The sequence below is a fragment of the Leptolyngbya sp. Heron Island J genome, assembly GCF_000482245.1.
Classification (GTDB): domain Bacteria; phylum Cyanobacteriota; class Cyanobacteriia; order Phormidesmidales; family Phormidesmidaceae; genus Leptothoe.
The window spans coordinates 85,315-106,434 of sequence record NZ_AWNH01000043.1 but is presented as its reverse complement, the minus strand read 5'-3'; the positions used below and the strand labels follow the sequence as shown (position 1 = coordinate 106,434).

Below are 21,120 nucleotides of genomic sequence, written 5' to 3'. Positions count from 1 at the left end.
TCTGCTTAGTCGTCGTCGTCGTCATCGTCGTCATCATCATCGTCGTCGTCGTCGTCATCGTCGTCATCATCATCGTCGTCATCGCCGCCGCCGTGGTCACCGTCACCGCCGTCGTGGTCAATATCAACAGAGTTATCGATCTCAATATTGTTATTAATTGAGATAAAAATATCCAAGAAATCATCCGCTACGTAATCATTGCGAACATATTGCAGAACGCCCAAACTGGCCATGGCCTGATGAATGAAACTGGACGCTTCAGAACGGCTGACAACTTGAAGCAGGTTAAGACGTTTACGATTGGGGTAGTTAACAATGATGCCCCGTTCCGTCAGCGCTGCAATCAGTACGCGATATTCTGCAGGAATTGTTTCAGCATCTTCATAGATACTGAGGATTTCTGTGACACTTTTGCCTGAAACAATCTCGGTATATCCTAAACCACGAGCCAAAGAGACTAACACATCCAGACGTGTCAGTCGTCGTTCCGGATTGGCAACAACGTCCTCTAAATCAATAAAACCCATAGAATAGGCTTTTTGAATAGCGCTGTAGGCCCAGTAGCTACGAGAAATGCCTGAAATTGTCGATACCTGGCGGACAGTTCGGACATCAAAGGCTTTGTTGACAATGGCCGCAAACTGAGCATGGGTGAGACCATTGGTCGGCATAAACATGCCATTGGGAAAGCCTTCAAGGATTCTCCGCTCGCTTAAGGGATAGAGGAAATCAGCCGCCCAGTAGTTTTGACTGATATCTGTAAACGTAGTCTGACGCACAACGCTGCGGCGAATAACCTGAGTTCTCTGGGTTTGAGCGATAACCTCTGAATTTGATGCTTGCTCTTGAGTATCACGAGCTTCTACAGTGCCCGAAAAAATAACTATAGAAAGTACAGTTAAAAAAGAAATGCCGAAGCCTGCGATATTACGCATCAGCCATAAACTATTAGGAATATTCATGTTCAAATCCTTTAATCAAAAACATTTTCACACAGATGATTGTCTGTCCCCAATTTCAAGTGCGATTGATGCGGATCTTTGCTTGGGGTAATTAGACGATAAAATCGTCATGAATTTCAACAGTTCTAAAACATCTGAGTCAGTCACCCCGATTTGAATAACAATATGTTCGATCGGTATGCTCGGTCTGTAGTAAGCGATTGGTTAGAAGACCTTAGATGTGATTCAACCCTACGACGACTACCTAGGACAAGATGCTGTAGACCAATTTTTTAAGTGGTTTTCAACCTTAAGATCAAGGAAAAACTTCAGTATTATCGCGTAATACTTCTCTGCCTTTTCAAAGGCTACAGAAAGATAGTCTATTTTTTTAGGGCAGCTATCCAGTACAGCTGTGTGCCATTCTTCTAACCAGATGGGGCAATTTGAAAACTGGCTGTATAGCGGCAAGGTTTTGACTCAAGTACGGTTTTAAAAATGAATGGCTGATGGCTTGCAAGTACCAGTCTCAAGTGGATTAACTGGTCCTACTGTCACTGAGTGAAGATTTTCCTCACATTGTTAAAGTATCTGTAAAGATAGTTGTTTGTGGCTCTACCAAAAGCATGGCAACCGTTAGTCTGACGATCGGGTTACGCACCGATAAACCTGTTTTATGTTGATATTAGGCATTGTCAGGTAGGGGCTGCCCTATGACTGGTGACGATGGTCTCCAGTTTAGTAATCGTTAAGTATTTCTCCTGTATACATATTGACTGTCAAAGACTCATTGGTGTGGGGGCTCATATCCATACGACGAAACAGGAGCTGATAAAGGGTTTGAATGGCTTTCAAGCTGTGACTTGTAATGACAACTTTTGCATTCGGTTTCATTGTCATCACCAAGCCAAACTCACCCCGTCTGCGCTGCTCAATCCACCAGTTAAAATAGATGGCATAGCTGATACTGCCAATAATTAGGATTAGATTCAACACATAGATAAACCAGGTAAGAGCATTGAGCAGTAGCAGTAGGCCAGCGGTGGCCACTATGCTAGCGAGGAAAGTGTTTACTTTTTTTTGGAAAATTGAGCGTTTGCGGTGCAGCTTGGAAATCTGTAGTGAGTCAATGTCTTTGAGCGCATAGCTGCTATGGCCATAGAGTAACTCAGTTGCCGTCACCCTGGCTTCATCTCGAAACAGCTCTACAGTATATGAATTTGGCTTAGGTCCTGTGGAAGCTGAACTGACTTGGGGCAGCGATGTTACATCTGGCATCAAATCATCAGCTACCAGGGTTATATCTCTTAGTGCCAGGTTGTGAGCTGATAATGGGAACGTATCTTTGGAGTTTTGCTGGTCAGGTCTGCCCACAGTCATGTTGATATAAGTTTTTAAATACTGGTCTTGAGGCGTAGCCTCCTTAAAATGAAGGTTAAAAGTTGTTCCTGTTGTGTAATAATTTTAAGCTCTCCTTCCATCCCAGGTAACAATTCACACGTACGTGAACCAGATTGTAGGTTTTTGCTACTGGTCTCTACCGTTACTAAATAGGCCGGTTCTGAACGGGTTGCTGATGGATTTGGCGTAATTGCTGCGTCTGTTTGAACGGGTTCAACGGAGGTGACCTGTCCCTGTAAAGAACCAAAGCTTAAAAACGCACAGCTGGCTAAATGCATCCGTGTAGGGGCACCGATTTCAACAGTGTCTATTTGAGTTGCCGGGACTAAGGCTTGAATTTCTAGGGCTGCTCCATCTGGCACAACGTTAGCGATGGTTTCATTAGCACTGACGATTTGACCTGGTCTGTTGAGCCCCAGCTGATAAATGCTCCCTGCATGGGCAGCACGGATGGTTAAATTATCAATCTGTTGTTCAGCCTTGGCTAATTCGTTACGATTTTCCCTAAGCTGTGTTTCTAGATCGTTTCGATGCCTGAGTAGCCATTCCTTTGAGGCATTATATTGTGATGAATTTTTGTCGTCTTCTACCCCCTCTATCGTCAGCTGTTGCAACCAGTTAGTTTCTGCCGAGCGTCGCTTTTTGAGGGCGTTTAACTGACTATCGATTTGAGTGATGTGTTCTTCAGTACCAGCAATTTTAGCTTTGATTTGATCAACTTCAGCTTGTAGAGCTGCATTTCTAAAGGTCGCTATTTCCTGACCGGGTTGAATTGTGTCATGTTCTTGAACATAAATGGCGTCAACAACGCCGCCCAATCCAGATTGGATAGACTGCACATTCTCTACAGGCTCTACCATAGCTTGAACGTTGACTGTTGTGCGATAGGGGATGAGGGTTGAAGCGCCAGCTCCTACGCCTAATGCACCCACCAGTCCTAGACTACCCAATGCCAGCAGACGGTTGGGTGATGGTAAAAAATTCTCTACGACCGGCGACTTTGAAGACTGTGGCTTTTCTCCAGCCGACGATCTGTCTGGGTAATTTTGGGTTGCGGCTAGGGTGCCTACAGACGATTTGACGTGCTCAATTGCCAGGTCCATGTCAGCCTCTGGTTCAATTGCAGTTGACTTTTTGGGCTGAATTGGCAAGTCAAACATACCCTTAGAAGACGCATCATTGTTCATGGGGTTACACTCAAATTGACAAGGACTCTTTTATGTAAGTTAGTTAGGGCGTTGCTGATCTCCGGTATGAATTTCTCTGAGAGATGGTGACATATGGCACTTCTAACAGATCGGTTCATCCTCTAAATCAGCAACGGCAATTGGTTAGTGGTCCAGAGGCCCTGGTAGTGAAGGGACATCAGCCGCTGTTGTGCTATTACTGGCGACTAAACGCTTTTGTCCCCTCAAAGGATGCGGTGGTTCTCCTTGTAGGAATTGCAAATGCCCACCTTCTTTACCCAGTAAATAGTCGGGGGGACCGGCGATATCGGCCTCTCCATCATTGATCACTGCTACCCAGTCAACAATGCGATTAACACTGGAACGATGGCTAATTAAAACGGTTGTATGCCCTTGACGATGCATCAATAGGTTTTGAAGTAGTTCAGCTTCACTAATGGGATCTAAGGCTGACGTGGATTCGTCCAGGATGAGAATTGCTGGCTTTAACACCAGGGCTCGGGCAATGGCTAATCGCTGTAGTTGTCCGCCTGATAAATTAGAGCCTAACTCTCCTAAAACAGTTAGATAGCCATCGGGGAGCCGATCAATAAACTGGTCGGCCCCAGTGATGCGACAGGCAGCCACCACTTCGTTATAGGTGGCTTTGGGGGCACAGAGCTGAAAATTTTCTAGGATTGAGCGACTCCAGAAATGGGTGGTTTGAGAAACTAAAACAATTTGCTGCCGCACACACTCAGTGGATAAATCACGTAAGTTGTGGGGACCGACTAAGATTTCACCGGCCTGATAGGGGTGTAACCCAGCCAGAATTTTGGCAATTGTACTTTTCCCAGATCCTGAAGCGCCGACTAAGGCCGATGATTTGCCACCGGGGATGGTGAGTGAAAATGTTTCTAGTAAATTGTATCGGCCTGGGTAGTGAAAGTTGACTTGTTTGAAGTTAATATCACCATCAGATGGGATTTCAGCCAGGGGTTTTAACCAGTCGTCTGGGCTCTCTTCATCGACATCAATAACATCGTCAAATCGCTGTATCGATGTTTTAATTTCCATGAGCCTGTCTGAAAATTTGACGATAAAGCTAATAAATTCCAGAAAACTGTAGCTCATGATGCTAAAAGCTAAGAGCTGACCCAGGGTCAACTCTTGATTAATCACCATGGTGCTACCTAGCCAGAAGGTGCTGATGTAGCCAATACCTGATATCAGGTCTGCTAATTGACCGGTAAAAAAGCTGAGTTGGACATTGTCGGCTTTCTTACTAGCCAGGTGGCCAAATCGTCCCTGGATCTCTTGCCAAAGTTGGGGTTGGGCCGTTGTTGTCTTAAAAGTCATCGCCCCTCTGAACAGCTCCACCATCAGGGCCTGATTCTTATCTTTGAGCGATAGTAACCGGCGAATACGGGTTTGAAAGATGGGTAGCAGGGTGAGGGTGGCCCCTAGCATTACCCCGGCTGTCACCAGTGACACCAGGGTGAGGCGAGCGCTGTAGAAAAATAGCATGCAGCCCAGGGATACTGCTGCTGTAAAGAAGAGGCCAGGGAGCTGGATAGTGCCGTCGACCATCAGCTCATTGATACGGGCAATATCTTTAAATCGACCGGCAAATTCACCGCTACGTCGAGTTTCGTAATAATTTAACGGTAGCTTTAAGAGCTTATGGCCAAATTCGAGGGTTAGCCCTAGCTCAAGCCTTTGAAAAATATTGGCAACTAGGGTGATTTGTACCAGATTTAACAGACTCTTGATGACAAAGAAGCCCAGCGCTGCGATCGCAACCTTTGCCAGCAGCTGAGCATTCCCCCCAATCAGAACATCATCGGTAATTAGCTGAACCAGAAAAGGAGCGATCAGGGAGAGAAAGCCAATAAATAGGCCGTATGTTAAGACCTGGATGAGGGAAAAACGATAGGGCCAAATCTGCTGCAGAACACCCGTTATGCGGCTCGGCTTATCGGTTGATAAACGATAGAACGCCTCATCTGGCACCAGCAAGAGCATGGCACCATCACCCCAGTGATGCTGAATCTCTTCTGCACTGAGATGACGAATACCAACACCGGGGTCGGCAATCACGTATTGCTGCTGCTGCTTGCCATAGAAAACGACCCAGCGTTCCTGACCCCAATGAATAATGGCGGGTAGCGGTAACCGATGGATACGATTAAAAATATCATCGGTGGCCTGACCTGAGCGTGCTTGAAACCCTAATGCTTCAGCCCCCTGCTGCAACCCTAATAGAGAGGTGCCCAACTGCCCCGCACCGACAAGCTCACGGATGCGGGAGAGCGGTAAATTCTGACCGTAGTGCCTAGCGATCATTGCAATACAGGCAATTCCGCAATCTTCTTCTCTAGGCTGGCTAACGAATGAATACTTCATAGAATTACGGTGTATACCCCCTGAGGCAAACTAAACTGCTTCTGGGCATAAGATTTCGTATAACAAGAGTGGAAGGTAGAGGAAATTCAACTACTAGATGGCCCTTTGCATAACACTTACCGAATAACTTCTACTACGCAAAAGAAAATTACCAGGATTTCAGTGATCAAATTCAGTCATATTGCGGAGGTTTTCTAGACGGATTTGAACCTGGCTCACGGAAAAAAGCCCAAACGAAAACGTCAGTCGTTGGGTCAGACTGCAAATAATTGACGCCGTTGCTGATTGGGAGGATTACCGATCGAGTAGAAAGGCTATTCACCTGCATCTTGTAGATGCAATCATTCCGGGGATCAATAACGGCAAATTGACTAATTGTTCTCAAAATCAACTTAACTTTGTAAGACAGAAGATATACCCTGCTTGTTTCTAAGAAATCTAAGGAATTAGATACGGAACTTAACTTCAATGTTCCCCAGGGGCCGTAAAATATGCAGACAACATTGTTGGACTTATAAAATCCTGAGCCCCTTACATCACCCTTGTTTATGACTCAACCTCTAGTGCTGTTGTATACAGAATTGCGGTCGGGTTGCTGTGTAGGTAACCAGATTCAGGTAAATGCACTGCAGTAGGAACAGTCAAAAATAGTCCTGATTTTATTGAAATGTTGTGTATAGTAATGTATCTGATTGGAGAGCAGACCTATCGCTGAGATGATTGAGCTACAGGCTCACAACAAGACTCTTAGCATATTGGTGGTCATGAGCATTTAATACTGCAGGCAACAGCAATCAACCCATCCCCAAATCTTTAGTTGGGGGGGCTCAAAAAACGATTTGCGAATCTCATAACGTTCCCTAAATCAGTATTGCTAGTCCGATTACTATCTAAAAAAGTGCTGAGTAACGAATTTGTTCCACCAACGCTGCCTGGTGTCGGAGCACCCATATTGAATAGGCTGATCACCAATGGCAGCAGCTGAGGTATCATGGCCTGGGCTACAGCAGCTTGCATGCCTGTTTTGTTAGCCACGGCTGCGGCCAACTGTTGCTGTTGCTGTGGTGAGATAATCGCCGTCAACATAGAAACATCATTGCTCCGACCCAGCATAGATGCTAACTGACCAGCGCCCAGTTGAGCCTGTTTCTGTTTTAATACCGGTTGCAGTACGCCACCTAAAATAGTCATCATCAACTGCATCTGATGCGGATTGAACCCCTGGCTGCTGGCTACCTTTTCTATCGATTGGGTGATGTGCTCTAACTGACTGATGGAGGCCTGCTGATTGGGGTCATTAATGGCACTCAAGACTTCAAAAAACATAGTTTTCTTCTCTTGCTCTAAAGATACAAGTTTGTTGTGAATACGCTAGTAGGCACTACTGCTGGGTAATTGAAAGTGTGACTTCTCCGGCATTGTCGTCTGGATAGGTATCGATAAAAAAGGCACAGAGTTTGGTCGGCTCTCTGACATCCAGCATCAGGCTGTCCTCATAGCCGTTGAGGGTGGTCCAGGTTGATGAACTAATGGGAACGCCAGTCGTTTGGTTGATGACAGTGCCGCCGTGAATCCATAGGAGGACAAAAGGTTCACCAGAATGATTATTATCGGCATCGTAGTTAAACATACCGTCCCGCAACTGTAGGATATATAGTCCGGGCACCAGATCACGGGTGGCGGCGACGTTGTTTTCAATGTGGCGTAGTTGGTCTTGCTCCAACATGAGTGCATGGTCGCGGCTATGGATTGTAAAGGTCTGAGTTGAGTCCTGGGAAGCAGTTTGAACCACCGCCGCTAGGGCTCCGGCGGCCCCAGCGGCCGCTAGTGGGATTGTGTTCGCAGTATTCTGCCAGGCAGGTGATAAAACGGTGGCGGTCTGGATGGGGAGAGATCGCGCCAGTGGCTGCCAGCTACCAGTAGCGGTCTGATAGCCGACTTCTGCGATGTAGTCATGTTGAGCCCGGGGGAGAGAGAGGGTGCGATCGCAATCGTCCTCAGACAAGTCATAGGTCACGGTGCTATTAGGCGGCTGGCGCTCCAGGTCAACACCCGTCACATCATGGATACGCAGCTGATACCGTTGCCCACCGTCGTCCTTAAGTGCTGCTTTCTCTGTTTCAGGGACTTCCCAATAGGCATAGGCTGTTTGCTGTGTTTGAGGCGTCATGACAATCCGGCTGGAAGTGGCGTCAGAGTTTGTCTGTTGCCCAACCATCACTCCCCCCACAACAGCTGCTCCTGCCAGCGCCGCTCCTGCTGCTACTGGTGACACACCTCGCTCAGGCCGTATCCGCACGGGCTCTGACTTGGCAATGGGTAGCCACTGATTGTCAGTATCCAGATACCCTACTTCTGCACAGTAGCTACTGTCATCCAGGGCGATGGGTAGATGCAGATCCGGATTTGATTCAAGACATGGGAACTCCGCCGCCAATACGGGTAACGGCGCATTGTGGCTCCGCTGGGTCACATCATAAAGACGTAATATCATAGTTTCTCCCCCTTGTTGCTTGGCGGCCAGCAAACGCTCCTGGGGAATTTCCCAATAGGCATAGGCATGATGAGAGTCGCGAGGCGTGATCACCAGTCGAGGCGATAGCACCGCTGCTGTTGCCGCTGCCGCCGGGGCGACGATGCCTGATGCCGGTACCGCTGTCCCGGCAGTCTCCTCGGCTGGTGCCGCCCCTCCCCCGTTTTTTAACAGCCACCATAACAGTGCCCCCAGTAGTGGAATTGCTAAAAGTGGCAAGATCCAGAATGGAAACCCACGGCGACTGACCGTACCCGCGACGGCATCATTGGATGTCGCAACAGGCGCAGACGCTGAATCGGCAGGGGCGGCCTCATCTGTCGCTGTCGGAGCATCTGTTGTTCCAGGAGAACTTGCCTCAGCGGTAGAACTTGCTGGTTCATCAGTGTCTGTTACAGCGACAGATCTCTCTGATGCAGGAGAATCTGCCTCAGGAGAGTCTGCCGTGGCGATCTCAGTGGTCTCTGCTGCAAAACCGTCTTGCCCCGGTGTGGTTGTTGCCACCCCCAGAAACGCCAAAACTCCAGGTCCAGCCCCCTGCTTATACACAAACGCACGATACTGGGAAAAAGGATAGCGGGGATCGTCCGGCAGGGTCTGATGCATTGGAATAATCCGCACATCATCGCGATCAATCGCCTGGGAGGCGACTGTATAGCCGATGCCATCGTTTCCTAACGCGGCCACAACGGTATCGGTTTCATCATCAGCAACCGGATCAGCTGTTGCCCCGGTCTCAAACGGTCCCTCCTCAAATATATCGTAGGTACTCAAGGCCCGGCGAGTATCACTGTAGTCAGGCCGATCGACAACCCGAATGGGAAGATCCGGACCCCCCACGTCGGACCAGTTGCTGATTTCACCTCGAAAAATGCGAGCAAATTGGTCCAAGGTCAGCTCCTCGGTAAACTCATTATCTAGGCCGACAATGATGGCCAGTTTTTCGCGCTGTGGCAGGGGAACTTCAATCACACCCTGAGCTTTTTCAGTTTCAGTTAAAGGGCGACCCGTAGCCAGAATATCAATATCCCCCGCGATCAGTGCCCTCAAGGCTGCATCGGTGCGGCTAACATCAAGCTGGATATCAATGTTAGGAAACTGTGCCTCAAATCGATTTTCTAGGGCCTCATTGACAAACCGCATGCTGGGAGAACCGTCCACCTTTAATCGGGTGTCATCTGGCAGGGTATCAGGAATGGGAAACGGTTCGGAATTCCCACCCAATGTCTGTGCCAGGACAGTGGGTGGCGCTAGACTCTTAACAGACAGCTGGGAGACTGTGGCGGCGGCAACAACAATAGCGGCAAGTTTAACCAAAGACATCTTTCGATACACGATTGGGCTCCAACGGGGTGAAGTAGGATAACTGGTGCTGCCCGGTGGGAAAACAGCTGCAGTGATCTGACCGATTTCAACACTTCATTTTTTTGGCCTCGGGTACTCAACAAGATGGCCCATGGTCAGAGAGATTCATGGCGCTGTCACCGATAGCGTGAGCTCGCCGCTGTGGTGACCTGGGCTGGCATCGAACAATAACGCACAGAGGGTTGCGGATTCTATAACATTGATGGTTAGCACATCGGTATAGCCGCGGAGCGAGGCCCAGGTGGCGACAACCTCCACATTGGTTTTGCTGTTAATCACCCTACCCCCGTAAATCCATAACAAAACCCAGGGCTCCGCTTTGGCTCCAGTTGCAGTGATGTAAGGCGTGTCACTTTCCAGCAGCTTTACAACATTGATGCCGGGAGTTAATGTCACTGAAACGCCTTTGTCCTGAATTGCCGTCATCTGTTCAGGAGTTGGACGATAGCAATTATGACGACTGTAGACCTTGAGATCCATACTTGTGCCAGCATCCATGGTTTCAGCCTCGTTTAATTTGCCAGTGAAAAATTACAAACCCACGATTAAGAATAGATGAAGTGTTCTACTGGCTGAGTCAACAATAAACTTTTTTAGCTAGCTTTAAGGCTTTTGTCCAAAAGTACGATTGCTGGCACTAGGGATATTCTCTCTTGAGCGCAAAACCGGAATTGCGTAGCTGTATAAGCAAACCAGATCGATGGGATCGCTAGCTATTTAAAAAACAGATCGTAGGTACTAAAGATCGGATGTACTTGCTATGGTAAGCCTAGGCTGGAAAGCTATGTCATGATCCCCAAACGGCTAACCCTAATTAATTTTTTGAGCTATCGCGAGGTCACGCTCGATTTTGCCGGGTTACATGTGGCGTGTATTTGTGGACCGAATGGGGCCGGTAAGTCCTCGCTTTTGGAGGCGATGGCCTGGGTGCTCTGGGGGCAGAGTCGGGTTGCTGTTGACGATGATGTTATCCATCTAGGGGCCAAAGAGGTCAGGGTGGAATTTATCTTTGAGCATCAGGGGCAGGTCTATCGAGTATTGCGGGGACGTAAACGGAAACAGGGCTGTGTGTTGGAATTTCAAATTCAAACGCCTGAGGGGTTTCGCAGTCTGACTCGGCGTGGAGTACGGGCAACGCAGCAGCTGATTCTACGGCATTTGAAAGTAGATTATGAAACGTTTGTCCATTCGGCCTATCTGCGTCAGGGGCGGGCGGATGAGTTTATGCTGAAACGTCCTGGTGAGCGCAAGCAAATATTAGCGGATTTGCTAAAGCTCAACCAGTATGACCGCTTGTCTGAGCAGGCGCGGGAACGGGGGCGAGACTATCAAGCGGAGATGAAGGCATTGACGGCGACGTTGGCCCAGGCTGAGGAACAGCTGGCGCAACGCAGTGCGACCTCAACCCAGTACCAAACCCTGCAGCACCAGGCTGGCGCTACCCAGCAAACCCAGCAAACCGCACAGCAACAGCGACACCAGCTGCAACAGCAGCAGCAGCAACGCCAGCAACAGCTCCAACAGCTGCAAAGCCAACGTCAGCAACTCAATTATCTGAACCAAAGCCAGCACCAGCGCCGGTTAGAATTGCAACGACTCCAGCACCAGTGTAATTCTCTGCAGGCTGAGTTGGATGCCGCCCCCGCGATTACCACCAGCTACGCCCAGCTACAGCAGCTACAGCAGCTAGAAAAAGACTACGCGCAGCGCTTTCAGCAGTATCAGCAGCTCCAAACTCGCCAGGTCCAGCTCCAGGGGCAAGACCAGGAAACCCGAGGTGCCCTGCAGACCGCTATCAGCCAGGTCCAGCTCAAGTTAGCCTCGCTGAATGACACCATTGCCGACTTGAACCAGCGGCTCAGTCAGCGAGAAACCGTGACAGCCAGTCTAAAGCAGCTGCAGGTAGCCCGCCGTCAGCTGCAAACCTTGGATCAGCGTCAGGTGGAGGTGACGCCGCTACAGCAGCGCCGTCAGCAGGTTCATATGCGGTTAAAACAGACCTCAGCCCGCCTGGAAGCTCGGTTAGAAGCCATTAGCCAAACCCAGGCGACCCTGACCTCACAACAGCGTCCGGAGCTACAGCAAACCCTGGAGCAGCTTCAGTATCAGCTCACCTACTTAGAACAGCGGCGTGCCTATCAAACCCAGGTCCGCCAGAAAGGTCAGGAGCGACGAGACTTTATGGCACAGCTGCAGACCGAACAGCGGCAGCATGAACAACAGATCATCCAGCTGGAACAACGGCTGGACCTGTTGGCCCAGCCTGAGGCCCATTGCCCCCTATGTGAGCGTCCTCTGGCCGACCACGGCCCCCAGGTTATCGACCAGCTGAAGCAGGAACGAGATACTTTGCAGCAGCGTATTTGGGTGATTCGCGAACAGCTAACTACCTCTGAACGAGAGATTCAGGTGCTGCGCCGCGAATACCGAGAACTGGAGCTGGAGCTAGAAAACTATGGGGCTGTCCTGCAAGAACAGGGCGCGCTGAAGGCACAGCTGACCTCGGCGACCGAGATTACCACCCAGCTAGAGGCACTGGCGCAAGAGCGACATCACCTGGAACAGTGTTTAGATGCTGAGGACTATGGGGCTGATCTACAACAGGAGTATAGGCGGTTGGGCCAACAGCTGTTGGCCCTCAACTATGATGAACGTGACCATGCTTTGGTCCGCAATCAGGTTGAAAAGCTACGCTGGGCTGAGTTTAAACAGGCAGAACTGGCCCAGGCTGAACAGCGGTTAGCACGACTTTTGGCAGAACGACCTGGGTTAGAACAAGAGTTGGAGGACTTGCGATCGCAGCTACAACATGCTGAGCAACACCCGACCCCAGACCTGTTGCAAGTAGAGACCGCTCTAGCCGCTCTTGACTACAGCCCTGAACATCACCAGCAGCTGCGTACCCAGCTACAAACACTCCAACCCTGGCAGCTGCGATATCAGACATTGCAACAGGCGCAAGCCACCCTACCTGAGCTAGAACAACAACGGGACACATTGGTAGCCGCCCAAACCCAGCAACAACAGGACTATGATCGGCTACAACAACACATTACTGAGACTGAAGCCGCCATAGTGCCCGATGTCACCGCCGCCATACAGCAGTTGGAGGCGACCCTGACCCAGTTACAAACCCAGCGAGAACAGCAAATTAGTCAACTGGGGCACTTAGACCAGCAGCTGCAGCAGTTGGATCGGCTACAACAGCAGGTCGACCAGCAGCGACAGCAGCTGCACAGCTATCAGCACCAGCTCAAGGTTCACCAGGAATTACAGCTAGCCTTTGGTAAAAATGGGATTCAGGCCCTGATGATTGAAAACCTGCTGCCTCAGCTAGAAGCAGAAACCAATCAAATCCTGGGGCGTCTGAGTGCCCATCAGCTACACGTGCAGTTTGTGACCCAGCGCTCAGGCCGGAAAAAGCTAATCGATACCCTAGATATCTTGATTGCCGATACCCAGGGTACCCGCGCCTATGAAACCTATTCGGGGGGAGAAGCCTTTCGGGTAAACTTTGCGATTCGGTTGGCCCTAGCCAGGCTATTGGCCCAGCGGTCAGGGATGGCGCTACAGATGTTGATTATTGACGAAGGGTTTGGCACCCAAGATCAGGCGGGATGTGATCGGCTGGTGGCGGCGATCAATGCGATCGCACCCGATTTTGCCTGTATTCTTGCCGTCACCCACATGCCCCATTTTCGCGAAGCTTTTCAGACCCGTATAGATGTGACGAAGACAGAAACCGGATCACAGGTGAGACTTTCAGGATAAAGGCAGAGGAATGAGGATGGAGGAATGAGGATGGAGGAATGAGGAGCAATGCCAGGAAAATACTTGAAGTTGCAGAGTTTCAGAACTCCAAATTGTTCTGACCCACCCTGCACGAGTCCTATAAAAGCTTGACGTAAACAAACCAGCACAGACGGATATGGGGCTGTCCAGAGAGAGAATTTTACGTTGCTGCAGCGGCAGATCTTTAAGCATCCTAACGTCTAGCAGGTTTACCCCGAACAACCGCTACCCTAAGCGTTGCACTATTCCATAGCACCTATGCAAATCCAAACGCCCGACTGGGTCAAACAGGCTGTCTTCTATCAGATTTTTCCTGATCGGTTTGCTCGTACCCAGCGACAGCCACTGCCGCCTGCCATGCAGGTGCCGCTAGAAGCTTGGGATGCCCCTCCCACCCTTGATGGCTATAAGGGGGGCGATCTGTGGGGTGTGGCTGAAAACCTGGATTATCTGCAAGATTTGGGTATCAATGCCATTTACTTTACCCCGATCTTTCAGTCAGCGAGTAATCATCGCTACCATACCCATGACTACTATCAGATCGATCCGCTGCTGGGGGGTAACAATGCCTTTCAGGATTTGCTGGCAGCAGCGCACCAGCGTGATATCAAAGTTGTCCTTGACGGTGTCTTCAACCATGCTAGTCGAGGTTTCTTCTTTTTTAACGACATTCTCGAAAATGGCCCCACATCGCCCTGGCTCGATTGGTTTAAGGTAGAAGGCTGGCCCCTATCTGCCTATGACGGCGCTAAGCCTGCCAACTATGAAGGCTGGTACGACAACCGAGCCCTGCCGGAGTTTAACCACGACAACTCTCAGGCCAGAGAGTACATTATGCAGATTGCCGAGTACTGGCTGCGTCAGGGCATTGATGGCTGGCGCTTGGATGTTCCCTTTGATGTCAAGGCAGAAGGATTTTGGCAAGAGTTTCGTCAGCGGGTCAAGGCCATCAATCCAGATGCGTATATTGTGGGAGAGATTTGGACTGATGCCCGTCAGTGGCTGGATGGAACTCAGTTTGACGGGGTAATGAACTATCTCTTTACAGGCCCCGTGCTGGCCTTTACTGCCAAGGAGCGGGTGGTAATGTCTCTGGTTGAAAAACCGGCTTATTTTCCCTATCCTGCCCTGGATGCCCAGGGGTATGCAGAGAGAATAGAGGCGCTACTGGGACTTTATTCCTGGGAGATTCAATTAACTCAGTTAAATCTGTTATCTAGCCATGATATTGCTCGGGCAATTACGGTTATGGGCGACGACCAGCGCAGTTTTGAACTGGCTGTGCTGTTGCAGATGACATTTCCGGGTGCGCCTAGTATCTACTATGGGGATGAAGTGGGGTTAGCCGGTGCCCATGATCCAGATTGTCGTCGTAGTTTTCCCAATAAAGCAGTGTGGAACCAGCGATTGTTGACCTTGCATCAGGAGCTAATTGCCCTCCGGCATCGTCATCCGGCCCTATGTACAGGCACTTATCAAACGGTAGCTGCTGTTAACGATCTTTATGGGTTTGCCCGCAGTGATGACAAAGAGACCCTGATTGTTTTGGTGAATACGGCTGACCAGTCAGATCGGATAACTCTGTCGGGTCTGACAGAAAAGGTAACGGTTCTCTGGGGAGAGGCTGAGATTTCAGTTGAGACTCAACAGGTATCGCTGTTGGGCCGGTCGGGGGTGGTGCTGGACGTGAGAGATGAGGCGTGAGGCGCTGTTTGAGGACGTGAATAGGATTGGCTGCATCTCAGCTAGACGTTTGTTATCTTTAAGAACGTTTGATGGGGTTAAGAGGTGTGGGTAATGGCTAGGCTGATACGACAGGGGACCTGGGGCACTGTTTTGAGTGTTTGTGTGGGGTTGGTGCTGCTAGGCTTGGGGGTGAGTAGCTGTGGGATTGCCCAGGTCAGTGCGGAGGAACGGTTGTTTTTGGATCTATCGGTGGAGGCGATTAATCATGTGGTGTTGCCGATGGATGAGTTTGAGGGCACTCGGGTTGGTGGACTATCGGCCATTGCCTACGATCGCGATCGCAACCAATACTATGCCCTATCTGACGACCGTCAGCGTCCCCGATTTTACACCCTGGCCTTAGACCTCAAGCCTACCGGCATTGCTGCAGCTAAGGTTGGCGCTGTTACTGAGCTAAACGATCAAGCTGGTGACTCCATTGCCCCCTTGGACGCGGAGGGCATGGTGCTGACACCGAGCCGTAGTTTAATTGTGTCTAGTGAAGGCTCCCCCCGACAGAACATTCCACCCAAACTGCAGGAATTTGATCTGGAAACGGGACAGCTGAAAACGAATTTTCGTCTCCCAGACCGATATTTACTGGCCCCCAAGGAGGAAGCCAGTACAGGGCCCCAAACCCAGGGCATTCAAGAGAATATTGGCTTTGAGGCCCTGACCATTAGTGCCCCTGGCGGCCCTTATGAACCGTTTCGCCTATTTGCAGCCACTGAAGGCCCTCTTTATCAGGATCTGGACCTTGATCCGGAAATTCCCTTTAAAAACCGCTGGCTGCACTATCTGGTTGATCCTAACTTTTCTGGTGCGGGTCAATCTACGCTGTTATCAGAGCATTGGTATGCCATGGATGTGGCTCCCTTGGGGGCTGTTCTAAACGGTCTGTCGGAAATTTTATCCATTGATGTGGCGGGCCATTTTTTGGCAATTGAACGGGCGTTTGGCTTGCAAGGGGTATCGATAAAGCTTTATCAGCTGGCGACTGGGGTGGCTAGTGATACTAGTGCGATCGCAACATTACAGGGTGACACCAGCGGTCTTACCCCCATTCGCAAACAGCTTGTTGCCGACCTGACTCCCCTGCAGCCGGACAACCTTGAGGCCATGACCTTAGGCCCCAGACTGCAGGATGGCAGCCAGAGCCTGATTATGGTCAGCGACAATAACTTCGACGATCGCCAGGAAACCCAGATTTGGCTATTTAAATTGGATGGTGTCTAAAGCACAGGCGCAGGCGCTAGACCCCCCCATTGCATTACCGTAAATCAAAACATTTTTCTTCTGCGAAGGAATACAGAATCACCCGGAAGAGTAATTATCCTGCAACTATGACTATCTGCTGGAGCTATTGCACTGTCAGATTTTTTTCACTCGACTGATGGCAATAATTATTAGTTAATCTAATTATTCTATTTAAGTCTCCTCAGTGCAGATGATAACGGTTTATACCTATATTCTGTATAATTCTTGCTAATCATGAAGGAGGCTTAAAGCGCTAAAAGGATGAAAGTAATCGTACTAGGTGGGGATGGCTTTTGTGGCTGGCCCACTGCACTACATCTATCAAACGCAGGTCATGAGGTTGCCATTGTTGATAACCTATCGCGACGTAATATCGACAATGAGCTAGAAATCGCTTCGCTAACCCCGATTAGCTCTATGTCTACTCGTCTGGCGACGTGGCAAGAAATCACTGGTAAGACCATTGATTTTTACAATCTTGACATCGCCCAAGAGTATGACAAACTCCTCCAGCTGATTTGCAACTATGCGCCTGATGTGATCGTGCATTTTGCGGAGCAGCGAGCCGCTCCCTACTCGATGAAATCGGCAAAACATAAGCGTTATACCGTTGATAACAACCTCAACGGCACCAACAACGTTCTATGTGCCATTGTTGAATCTGAGCTTGATATCCATGTGGTTCACCTCGGTACCATGGGTGTCTACGGTTACGGTACAGCTGGCATGAAAATTCCTGAGGGCTATCTGGATATTCAGGTGGTCACCGACACCGGCAAGGTCATTGAAAAACAGATCTTGCATCCGGCTAACCCCGGTAGTATCTACCATATGACCAAAACTCAGGACCAGCTGTTCTTTGCGTACTACAACAAGAACGACAAGGTCCGGGTTACCGATCTTCATCAGGGCATTGTCTGGGGGACTAATACCCGAGAGACCTCAATGGATGAGCGGCTGATTAATCGCTTTGACTATGATGGCGACTATGGTACGGTCCTCAACCGATTCTTGATGCAGGCGGCTATTGGTCATCCATTGACTGTCCATGGCACTGGTGGTCAGACCCGTGCGTTTATCCACATTCAAGACACCGTGCGCTGTGTTGAACTAGCCATTAGCAATCCTCCTGAGAAGGGAGATCGGGTAAAAATTCTCAACCAGATGACCGAAACCCACCGGGTGCGGGATCTGGCCAGGATTGTCGCTAATATTGCTGGGGCTGAAATCCAGTACATGGAAAATCCCCGTAACGAAGCACCCGAAAATGAGCTGGTGGTTGATAACCAGTGCTTCCTAGACATGGGTCTGCAGCCAACTCAGCTAGACAAAGGTCTGATGCTAGAAGTGACGGAAATCGCCAAGAAGTACGTTGACCGCTGCGATACTTCGAAGATTATTTGTACTTCGAAGTGGACGAAGCAGGCTGCTTCAGCTCCTACGCCCATTCCAGCTGGCTAAACTAGCTGACTCCATCAGCAGGAAATGGGGATCTTGAGACTGTACTCTTGGCCTCATTTCTTGCTTTTGTCTAGAACTAGCCGATGTTATATGGAATATTGCCAAAAAAGCAGTTTTGTGAAAGCTTGAGTCTTGGCCAATTTCGCGGTTGAATAATTAGCAGTTCATCATTCCTTAATATCCCGCATTCACAGCTAAACATATGCGCATAGCTCTGTTTACCGAAACATTCTTGCCTAAGGTCGACGGTATCGTAACTCGCCTCAAGCACACTGTCGAGCAGCTACAGGCCCTGGGGGATGACGTATGTGTGTTTTGCCCCGAGGGAGGGCTAACAGAATATAAAGGAGCCAAAATTGAGGGCGTTTCTGGCTTTCCGATGCCACTATATCCGGAGCTAAAGTTAGCGCTACCTCGACCCTCCATTGGTGAGGCTTTGGAAGCATTTAAACCTGACTTGGTGCATGTGGTAAATCCGGCGGTGCTAGGTTTGGCAGGTGTTTACTATGCCAAAGCGCTGGAAATTCCCCTGGTGGCCTCATACCATACTCACCTGCCTAAGTATCTTGAACATTATGGCTTTGGCATGTTTGAGGGCATGCTGTGGGAGTTACTCAAGGCCGTACACAACAACGCTCGCATCAACCTGTGTACGTCTACGGCTATGCAGACAGAGCTGACGGAGCACGGAATTGAAAATGTCAAAGTCTGGCAGCGGGGGGTGGATACGGAACTGTTCCGTCCCAGTTTGGCCAGTCGAGAAATGCGTGGGCGTTTGAGTCAGGGGCATCCTGATGCGCCTTTGTTGCTATATGTCGGACGACTATCGGCTGAGAAGGAAGTGGACCGGATTAAGCCGATTTTGGCTGCTATTCCGGAGGCTCGACTGGCGTTGGTGGGGGATGGCCCTTACCGGGAAGAGCTAGAGGAGCATTTTGCGGGAACGGCGACTAATTTTGTTGGTTATCTCGGTGGGGAAGAACTGGCCTCTGCCTATGCCTCTGCCGATGCTTTTGTTTTTCCATCCCGTACTGAGACGCTGGGGCTGGTCTTGCTAGAGGCCATGGCCGCAGGCTGTCCGACAGTAGCTGCCAACGCTGGGGGTATCCCAGACATTGTCACCGATGGGACCAATGGGTTTTTGTTTGATCCCAAAGATGAGGAAGGGGCGATCAAGGCAACTCAGCGCTTATTGGCTGCTCGGGCGGAGATTGAACTGTTACGGCGCAATGCTCGTATTGAAGCAGAGCGATGGGGCTGGTGCGGCGCAACTCAGCAGCTGCAAAAGTTTTATGGTGAAGTGCTGACCATGGAAATGCCGATGGTGGCTTAGGGATAGAACTTTATCACTGGTGTTGAATGGACAGCTTAACCCGAGAGACTTTTTAGAAAGTTGATCTGGGGTTCTCTAAGTTCAATCTCTGGATTAGCCTGCAATATGGTATCGATGGCGTTTTCATAGCTTGTTCTCTGGGCTATTAATAGGGCAGCTAACACTGTTCCAGTCCGCCGTCGACCGCTGGAGCAGTGAATGGCGACGGCAGTTCCGAGCCTGTGTTGATTGTCTACAAAGGTTTTGATTTGCGCGAGCTGGTCTAAGCTGGGGGCGGTGCCTCCGATGATGGGTACCCAGATATGGGGAATGTTTTGCTGGGCATATAGGTTCAGGTTAGAGTCATCACTCAGCAATGAGACCAAGGCCTCTATGCCCTCAGCTCTGAGCTCAGCCAGCTCGGCCAGGGTGGGTTTGCGCACACCGGCCAGCTGTTTGGGGACCACCCACCATAGTTGTTGGGCAATGGGGGGTAAGTGTGGTGTTGACATAGGCTATGGCAGAGAACGAATACAGCGAGGATCGGGCAGGGTGGCTTTGTGGGGTTCGCGGGAGAACCAGAAGGCCGTGCGTTTGCATAGGGCTACTAACATCAGCATGACGGGTACTTCAATTAGGACGCCAACAACGGTGGCTAGGGCTGCACCGGAGTTGAGGCCAAACAGGGTAACAGCAGTTGCGATCGCAACTTCAAAATGATTGCTAGCCCCGATCAACGCTGCTGGTGCAGCATCCTCATACACCATCCCCAGCTTCTGCGCCGCCACATAGGTAATCAGAAAGATAAAATTTGTCTGCAAAAACAACGGCACTGCAATCAGCAAAATATGCAGCGGATTGCGGACGATCAGTTCTCCTTTGAGAGCAAACAGCAGCACCAGCGTGGTCAACATGGCGATCATGGCCACAGGCCCCAAGTATTTCAAAAATACTCCTTCAAACCAAGCTTTACCCTGATGTCGCAGAATCCATGTGCGTGAGACACTTCCCGCCAACAAAGGTAGGCCCACATAGATCAGTACCGACAGCACAATAGTTTTCCAAGGAACAATCAGATCATTAGCTGAGAGCAGCCACCCCCCCAGCGGCGCATAAAGAAACAACATGGCCAAGGAATTGATTGCCACCATCACCAGAGTATGTCCCTGATTGCTGTAGGACAAATAGCCCCACATCAGGACCATGGCCGTACAAGGGGCAATGCCTAACAAAATAGCTCCGGCAATATAAGAATTTGCCAGGGTGACCTCGCTACCGCGAATGATCTCAGTCCCTGCTAACAAGGGTTGAAAGAGCCAGCCCAGAAAAAACTGAGCCAGCACCACCATGGTAAAGGGCTTAATCAACCAGTTGACCACCAGCGTCAGGATGACTGGCTTAGGCGTTTTAGCCGCCCGTTTTGCTTGAGAAAAGTCAATTTTTACCATGATTGGATACATCATGAAAAAAAGACAAATAGCAATCGGTACGGAGACCTGATAAACACTCATGGCATCGAGAGTGTTGGCTACCCCCGGCAAGACTCGCCCCAAAAAGATGCCAGCAACGATGCAGATGGCCACCCACAGGGTTAGATACCGCTCAAAGATATTGAGTTTGCCACCGGCCTGGGGTGGTGCCTGAGAAGAGTTACTAGTCATGGGATACCTCCTGATTAGGTTGTAAGGTAGATTGATGTGGAGTTGTTCAATCCTCAACTCACAGATGCCGCTGGTTGAGCGGAGTCGAAACCAGCGACAA

The 21,120-nt window shown here is 49.9% G+C and carries 14 protein-coding genes; 5 read left to right on the top strand and 9 right to left on the bottom strand.

Annotated elements, in window-relative coordinates; translation table 11 throughout:
- Nucleotides 1–5: 5 nt before the first annotated feature.
- The 7 genes from N836_RS76515 to N836_RS52225 form a co-directional block, all read right to left on the bottom strand.
- The gene (locus N836_RS76515) at nucleotides 6–962 is read right to left on the bottom strand and encodes an S-layer homology domain-containing protein (protein ID WP_023072802.1); all 957 of its coding nucleotides are present in this window, start codon (nucleotides 960–962) and stop codon (nucleotides 6–8) included.
- Nucleotides 963–1,679: 717 nt separating this feature from the next.
- Nucleotides 1,680–2,315 carry a DUF6232 family protein gene (locus N836_RS52245; RefSeq protein WP_161634968.1) on the bottom strand — a complete coding sequence of 212 codons (636 nt, stop codon included), beginning with the start codon at nucleotides 2,313–2,315 and terminating at the stop codon, nucleotides 1,680–1,682.
- Nucleotides 2,316–2,335: 20 nt separating this feature from the next.
- Complete coding sequence (locus N836_RS52240) at nucleotides 2,336–3,529, bottom strand: HlyD family secretion protein (protein WP_023072800.1); 1,194 nt, start codon at nucleotides 3,527–3,529, stop codon at nucleotides 2,336–2,338.
- Between the two features lie 144 nt (nucleotides 3,530–3,673).
- Nucleotides 3,674–5,914 (bottom strand): peptidase domain-containing ABC transporter, encoded by a 2,241-nt coding sequence (locus N836_RS52235; RefSeq protein ID WP_023072799.1) that lies wholly within the window; start codon nucleotides 5,912–5,914, stop codon nucleotides 3,674–3,676.
- An 813-nt stretch (nucleotides 5,915–6,727) separates the two neighbouring features.
- Nucleotides 6,728–7,240 carry a hypothetical protein gene (locus N836_RS52230; protein ID WP_023072798.1) on the bottom strand — a complete coding sequence of 171 codons (513 nt, stop codon included), beginning with the start codon at nucleotides 7,238–7,240 and terminating at the stop codon, nucleotides 6,728–6,730.
- A gap of 55 nt (nucleotides 7,241–7,295) precedes the next feature.
- Nucleotides 7,296–9,770: a DUF4912 domain-containing protein gene (locus N836_RS0138040; protein ID WP_023072797.1), complete on the bottom strand. Its 2,475-nt coding sequence runs from the start codon at nucleotides 9,768–9,770 to the stop codon at nucleotides 7,296–7,298.
- A 147-nt stretch (nucleotides 9,771–9,917) separates the two neighbouring features.
- Nucleotides 9,918–10,310: a hypothetical protein gene (locus N836_RS52225; RefSeq protein ID WP_023072796.1), complete on the bottom strand. Its 393-nt coding sequence runs from the start codon at nucleotides 10,308–10,310 to the stop codon at nucleotides 9,918–9,920.
- Nucleotides 10,311–10,601: 291 nt separating this feature from the next.
- On the opposite strand from N836_RS52225, the gene N836_RS52220 reads away from it, so the two are divergent.
- From N836_RS52220 to N836_RS52200, 5 genes are all read left to right on the top strand, one after another.
- Nucleotides 10,602–13,583, top strand: coding sequence for an AAA family ATPase (locus N836_RS52220; RefSeq protein ID WP_023072795.1), 2,982 nt, complete (start codon nucleotides 10,602–10,604; stop codon nucleotides 13,581–13,583).
- 279 nt (nucleotides 13,584–13,862) lie between these two features.
- Nucleotides 13,863–15,308 carry a glycoside hydrolase family 13 protein gene (locus tag N836_RS52215; protein WP_023072794.1) on the top strand — a complete coding sequence of 482 codons (1,446 nt, stop codon included), beginning with the start codon at nucleotides 13,863–13,865 and terminating at the stop codon, nucleotides 15,306–15,308.
- A 93-nt stretch (nucleotides 15,309–15,401) separates the two neighbouring features.
- Nucleotides 15,402–16,565, top strand: coding sequence for an esterase-like activity of phytase family protein (locus tag N836_RS52210; RefSeq protein ID WP_023072793.1), 1,164 nt, complete (start codon nucleotides 15,402–15,404; stop codon nucleotides 16,563–16,565).
- A gap of 282 nt (nucleotides 16,566–16,847) precedes the next feature.
- On the top strand, nucleotides 16,848–18,047 hold the full coding sequence (locus N836_RS52205; RefSeq protein WP_023072792.1) for an NAD-dependent epimerase/dehydratase family protein: 1,200 nt from the start codon (nucleotides 16,848–16,850) through the stop codon (nucleotides 18,045–18,047).
- Between the two features lie 202 nt (nucleotides 18,048–18,249).
- Nucleotides 18,250–19,380, top strand: a complete 1,131-nt coding sequence (locus N836_RS52200) for a glycosyltransferase family 4 protein (protein ID WP_023072791.1) — start codon at nucleotides 18,250–18,252, stop codon at nucleotides 19,378–19,380.
- Nucleotides 19,381–19,415: 35 nt separating this feature from the next.
- Here the strand turns inward: N836_RS52200 and N836_RS52195 are convergent, their stop codons facing one another.
- Nucleotides 19,416–19,871, bottom strand: coding sequence for a protein-tyrosine phosphatase family protein (locus N836_RS52195; RefSeq protein WP_023072790.1), 456 nt, complete (start codon nucleotides 19,869–19,871; stop codon nucleotides 19,416–19,418).
- A 3-nt stretch (nucleotides 19,872–19,874) separates the two neighbouring features.
- Nucleotides 19,875–21,020, bottom strand: coding sequence for an ACR3 family arsenite efflux transporter (gene arsB, locus N836_RS52190; protein WP_023072789.1), 1,146 nt, complete (start codon nucleotides 21,018–21,020; stop codon nucleotides 19,875–19,877).
- Nucleotides 21,021–21,120: the final 100 nt, after the last annotated feature.